This window comes from Streptomyces sp. NPDC127117, assembly GCF_042677325.1.
Lineage (GTDB): Bacteria > Actinomycetota > Actinomycetes > Streptomycetales > Streptomycetaceae > Streptomyces.
The window spans coordinates 106,967-112,545 of record NZ_JBHXTM010000028.1 but is presented as its reverse complement, the minus strand read 5'-3'; the positions used below and the strand labels follow the sequence as shown (position 1 = coordinate 112,545).

6 protein-coding genes are annotated in these 5,579 nt (G+C 71.6%); 1 reads left to right on the top strand and 5 read right to left on the bottom strand.

The window, feature by feature from the left end:
- Window positions 1-387: 387 nt before the first annotated feature.
- Entirely contained in the window at window positions 388-1,377 is a 990-nt protein-coding gene (locus ACFVH0_RS24410) for a GlxA family transcriptional regulator (RefSeq protein WP_385823288.1), read from the bottom strand.
- A gap of 74 nt (window positions 1,378-1,451) precedes the next feature.
- On the opposite strand from ACFVH0_RS24410, the gene ACFVH0_RS24405 reads away from it, so the two are divergent.
- Window positions 1,452-2,036, top strand: coding sequence for a cysteine hydrolase family protein (locus tag ACFVH0_RS24405; RefSeq protein ID WP_385823286.1), 585 nt, complete (start codon window positions 1,452-1,454; stop codon window positions 2,034-2,036).
- Between the two features lies 1 nt (window position 2,037).
- Here the strand turns inward: ACFVH0_RS24405 and proC are convergent, their stop codons facing one another.
- From proC to ACFVH0_RS24385, 4 genes are all read right to left on the bottom strand, one after another.
- Window positions 2,038-2,847 (bottom strand): pyrroline-5-carboxylate reductase, encoded by an 810-nt coding sequence (gene proC / locus ACFVH0_RS24400; RefSeq protein ID WP_385823284.1) that lies wholly within the window; start codon window positions 2,845-2,847, stop codon window positions 2,038-2,040.
- A gap of 75 nt (window positions 2,848-2,922) precedes the next feature.
- Window positions 2,923-3,699, bottom strand: a complete 777-nt coding sequence (locus ACFVH0_RS24395) for an ABC transporter permease (RefSeq protein ID WP_385823282.1) — start codon at window positions 3,697-3,699, stop codon at window positions 2,923-2,925.
- The gene (locus ACFVH0_RS24390) at window positions 3,696-4,463 is read right to left on the bottom strand and encodes an ABC transporter ATP-binding protein (protein WP_385823280.1); all 768 of its coding nucleotides are present in this window, start codon (window positions 4,461-4,463) and stop codon (window positions 3,696-3,698) included. Before ACFVH0_RS24390 ends, ACFVH0_RS24395 begins: the two co-directional genes overlap by 4 nt.
- A 32-nt stretch (window positions 4,464-4,495) precedes the next feature.
- Complete coding sequence (locus tag ACFVH0_RS24385; protein ID WP_385823278.1) at window positions 4,496-5,371, bottom strand: class I SAM-dependent methyltransferase; 876 nt, start codon at window positions 5,369-5,371, stop codon at window positions 4,496-4,498.
- Window positions 5,372-5,579: the final 208 nt, after the last annotated feature.

Below are 5,579 nucleotides of genomic sequence, written 5' to 3'. Positions count from 1 at the left end.
CCGACTCTATCAGACTCTTTCGTGTCCGATTCCCGGTCGAAGCGGGTCTCGCTTTCGCTTTCCAGTTCTTCGCTTTCGCGTTTCCCTTTCCGGCGAGTCCGACTCTATCAGATCCTTTCGGGCCTGATTCCCAGTCAGCGGGGTTTGTCTTCCCGGCCGTTGGGCCGTTCCGACGAGTGAGACTTTAGCGGAATCCTCGGCCCCGACGCTAATCGGGGTCGCGCTCCTTCGAACGCGGATTCCTCATTCCGCAAATGCGCACAGAAAGTCCGGCGACAGATGTCGCTGGTCATATGTGGTTACTGCGGATTGGCTGCCCGGGGACCGACCGGAGTCGGCGCTCACGTCGGACAACTCGGAGCACATTACGGATCCCGGCAGGGCGTGTCAACCCCGGGTCGGGTCCGGTTGCCGGTGGAAGGCCAGACGGTAGTCGCGGGGGCTGGTGGACAGGTGGGTGGCGAAGTGCTGGCGCATGGTGATCTCGCTGCCGAAGCCGGTGCGGCGGGCCACCTCGGGGAGGGGGAGGTCGGTGCGTTCGAGGAGCTTCTGGGCTGCGGCGATGCGTTGGGTGATCAGCCAGCGCAGCGGGGTCGTGCCGGTGGTGGCCTGGAAGTGGCGGGCGAAGGAGCGGGGGGACATTCCGGCTCGGGCGGCGAGGCCGGCGACCGTGTGCGGTTCGGCCAGATGGGTCAGGGCGAAGGCGCGTACCGCGGCGAGGGCGTCGGCGTCGCGGCCGGCGCGGGGGGTGGGGTGCTCGATGAACTGGGCCTGGGTGCCGGTGCGGAACGGGGCCGTGACCATCGAACGGGCGATCGTGGCCGCGGTCTCGGCTCCGTGGATCGTGCGTACGAGGTGGAGGCAGAGGTCGATGCCGGCCGCGGTGCCTGCCGACGTCCAGATGTTGTCGTCGTGCAGGAAGAGGGCGTCCTGGGTGACCTTCACCTTGGGGTGGCCGGCGCGGAGGTGGTCGGTGAGGCGCCAGTGGGTGACTGCTCGGCGGCCGTCCAGGAGACCGGCCTGGGCCAGCGGGAAGGCGCCGCCGCACAGGGAGGCGATCGGGGTGCCTCGGGTGTGGGCGCGGCGGAGGGCCGCCAGGACCGGGGCGGGGGCCGGGATCAGGTGGTCGTCGAGGCCGGGGACGACGACGAGGTCGGCGCGGGCGAGCCAGGCGAGGGTGCGGTCCGGGGTGAGGGAGAGGCCGCCGCGCAGCGCGATGGGGGTGGGTTCCGCGGCGGTGCGGCGCAGCTCGAAGGGCGGGACGCCGCAGTCGGTGCGGTCGACGCCCCAGACCTCCGTGATGACCGAGACGTCGAAGGCGCGTACGCCCGGGAAGGAGACGAGCGCGATACGGGTGGGGTCGGGGGTGGTCGCCATCGTGGCAGTAAAGCATCGATCGATGGCTTTTCGGCCTCTGGGACGTGGGAGCGCCGGGCGGCAGGATCGTTCGCATGGAGATCGCAGAGAACGCGGCGCTGATCGTGGTGGACGTGCAGGAAGGCTTCGAGGAGGAGGCGTACTGGGGGCCTCGGAACAACCCGGAGGCGGATCGGAACATCGAGGGCCTGATCGATGCCTGGCAGTCGAGCGGGCGGCCGGTGGTGTTCGTACGGCATGACTCGCCCGAGCCCGGTTCGCCGTTGCGGCCGGGGCAGCCGGGGAACGGCTTCAAGGGGTACGTGGAGGAGCGGCGCGGGAAGGGCGACGGGCCCGAGCTGTTGCTGACGAAGAGTGTGAACTCCGCCTTCTACGGGACGCCCGACCTCAAGGAATGGCTGGACCGGAGCGGGATCCGGCAGTTCGTGGTGGTCGGGATCCAGACCAATATGTGCGTCGAGACGACGGCGCGCATGGGCGGGAACCTCGGGTTCGAGGTGTTCGTCCCGCTGGATGCGACGCACACCTTCGACCTGGCCGGGCCGTGGGGGTGGACGCTGGGGGCGGACGAGCTGACGCGGGCCACCGCCGTGTCGTTGCACGGCGGTGGGTTCGCGAAGGTGGTGCGCAGCGCGGAGCTGATCGCCGCCGCGGGGTAGGTCAGCCGTTGCCGGAGGCGAGTTCGCGGCTGCGGTCGCGGGCGGCTTCGAGTGCGGCGATGAGGGCGGCCCGTACGCCGTGGTTCTCCAGCTCGCGGATGGCGCTGATGGTGGTGCCGGCCGGGCTGGTGACGGCCTCGCGCAGCTTGACGGGGTGTTCGCCGCTGTCGCGGAGCATCACCGCGGCGCCGATGGCGGCCTGGACGATCAGCTCGTGGGCCTGGGCGCGGGGCAGGCCGAGCAGGATGCCGGCGTCGGTCATCGCCTCGACGAGGAAGTAGAAGTACGCGGGGCCCGATCCGGACAGGGCGGTCGCCGCGTCCTGCTGGGACTCGGGGACGCGGAGGGTCTTGCCGACGCCCTTGAAGATCGCCTCCGCGGCGGCGAGGTGGCCGGTGGTGGCGTGGCTGCCGGCCGAGATGACGGACATGCCCTCGTCGACGAGGACGGGGGTGTTCGGCATGACGCGTACGACCGGGGTGTTCGCGGCGAGGCGGTCCTCGATGAAGGCGGTCGTGATGCCCGCGGCGGCGCTGATGACCAGGCTGTCGGGGGTGATGTGCCCGGCGAGCTCGTCCAGGAGCCGGCCCATGTCCTGGGGCTTGACCGCGAGGATGAGGATGTCGGCGCGCTCGGCGGCCTCGGCGTTGGTGACGGAGTCGACGCCGTAACGGTTGTGGAGCTCCTCGGCCCGCTCGGAGCGGCGGGTGGTGACCAGCAGGTTCGCCGGGCGCCAGCCCGCCCGGATCATGCCGCTGAGCAGTGCCTCGCCGATCTTGCCGGTGCCGAGGACTGCGACTGTCTGGGTCATGTGGTTCACCCTCCGGGCTGTGCTGACGGTTCTCGGTGCTCGGTGCTCGTTCGCGCCATCCTCGCACCGGCTCCGTCAGGCGGTGCGGCGGCGGAGGGTGGCTGCACCGAGGGCGAGTACGAGGACGGCGCAGCCCGCCACGATCAGTACGTCGCGGACGAAGTCGCCGGTGATGTCGGTGTGGCCGAGGACCTCGTTCATGCCGTCGACTGCGTACGACATGGGCAGCACGTTCGAGATCGCTTCGAGGACGGGGGCCATCCGGTCACGGGCGATGAACAGTCCGCAGAGCAGGAGCTGCGGGAAGATCACCGCGGGCATGAACTGGACGGCCTGGAACTCGGATGCGGCGAAGGCGGAGACGAACAGGCCCAGTGCCGTGCCGAGCAGCGCGTCGAGCAGGGCGACCAGGAGCAGCAGCCACGGGGAGCCGATGACGTCCAGGCCCAGCGCCCAGACCGAGACCGCGGTGGCCAGGAGGGACTGGACGATCGCCACGGCGCCGAACGCGAGGGCGTAGCCGGCGATCAGGTCGCCCTTGCCGAGCGGCATCGCGAGGAGGCGTTCGAGGGTGCCGGAGGTGCGTTCGCGCAGGGTGGCGATCGAGGTCACCAGGAACATGGTGATCAGCGGGAAGATGCCGAGCAGCGAGGCGCCGATGGCGTCGAAGGTGCGGGGGGTGCCGTCGAACACGTACCGCAGCAGCGTGATCATCAGGACCGGGATCAGCAGGAGCAGCGCGATCGTGCGGGGGTCGTGGCTCAGCTGGCGCAGGACCCGGGCGGCGGTGGCGAGGGTGCGGGCCGGGCTCAGGAGCGGGGTGCCGGTCGCCGGGGTGGGTGTCGTACTCATGGGGTGGGCTCCTGACGGGTGGCGGCCTGGTCCACCAGGTGGAGGAAGGCCTCTTCGACGGTGGCCGCGCGGGCGGCGGTGCGCAGTGCGTCGGGGGTGCCGTCGGCGAGGATCTCGCCCTCGCGCATGAGGAGCAGGCGGTGGCAGCGCTCGGCCTCGTCCATGACGTGCGAGGAGACGAGGAGCGTGGTGCCGCGGTCGGCGGCGAGGCGGTGGAAGAGGTTCCACAGGTCGCGGCGGAGCACGGGGTCCAGGCCCACGGTGGGTTCGTCGAGGACCAGGAGTTCCGGGGTGCCGAGCAGGGCCACGGCGAGGGAGGCGCGGGCGAGCTGGCCGCCGGAGAGGGTGCCGGCGAGGGCGTCGGCGTGGCTGGTCAGGTCGACCTCGGTGATGGCGCGGGTGACGGCGGCGCGGCGGGCCTCGCGCTGTCGGCGGCCGGGCCGGAGGATCGCCGCGAAGTAGTCGAGGTTCTGTCGGACCGTCAGGTCGGTGTAGACGGACGGGTCCTGGGTGACGTACCCGATGCGCGGACGGAGCGCGGGGTGGCCCGCGGGGCTGCCGAGCACGTCCAGGGTGCCGGTGACCTTGGCCTGGGTACCCACGACGGCCCGCATCAGGGTCGATTTCCCGCAGCCGGAGGGGCCCAGGAGGCCGGTGATCCTGCCGGGTTCGACGGTGAAGTCGATGGCCCGCAGGACGGTGCGATCTCCTCGTACGACCGTGAGGCCGCGGGCCTCGATGGCGGCGCCGGGATAATTCATCATGTGATGAATATCGATCCCGGGGTGCCTGCCCGTCAAGGGGTGGGCAACGGCGGCACGCCGGGGCTGACCGCCACGCTCAGGTCGACCGCGTAGCTCTCCTCGACCGTGCCGTCCGGGAAGAGTTCCGCGAGCCGGGCCCGCTCCTCGGCGAGGAAGCGTTGCGCGCGTTCCGCACCGAGGACGAGGAAGGCGGAGTGGCTGCCGAGGTTGGCGAGGTGGGTGTCGAGAGACACCCGTCGGGTCCAGGGCAGGCGGCGGTGCGCGAAGTCGAACCCTGACGGCAGGTCGCGGGAGCGGACGGGCGAGCCGTGGGCGGAATCGCCGGCGCCGAAGAAGCGGCGGAGGCGGGCGTCCTGCTCGTCGATCCAGGGGACGGAGTGGTCGGAGACGTTCCACCAGAGGGCGAGGGCGCCGCCGGGGCGCAGGACGCGCAGTGCCTCGGCGGTGGCGAGGGTCCGGTCCGTCCAGTGCCAGGACTGGGCGTACGTGATCAGGTCGGCGGATGCGGTGGCGAGGGGGAGGCGGTTGCCGTCGCCGCGTACGACGGGCAGTGCGGGGTGCGAGCGGTGGAACTCCTCCGCCATGCCGGCGCCCGGTTCCACGGCGGTGACCAGGGCGCCCCGCTCATGGAGGAGCCGGGTGGAGATGCCCGTGCCGGCGCCTACGTCGACGGTGCGGGCACCGCGCAGGGGCCGGTGGGCCAGCTCCTCGACTGCGTCGAAGAGCGCGGGCGGGTAGCCGGGGCGCGCTGCGGCGTACTGGGCAGCCGCACGATCGAAGGAGAGCGCGCGGGGCGGAGCCGGGGTGGACGAGGAGATGGGGTCGGGCGAGGGAGCGGGGGCGGGGGTCGTAGAGGCCGGGGCAGGAGCGGAGGCGGGCGCGGGCAGGTGGGAGTCAGCGGAAACCATGAGTTCATCGTGACTCGTGCCGGGGGTGTGCGCTGGCGTCTTCGCCGGGCGGGGAGCGGGTCGGCGGGCGCGGGGTCGCGCGTGGGCGCAGAGCAGAGCAGGCTCGGGCTCACACGCAAACGCGGAGCGCGAAGCGCGGCGGGTGCGGGATCACATGTAGCGCGGGCTCACGCGGAAGCGCCGGGCAGGACAAGCACGAACTCACGCG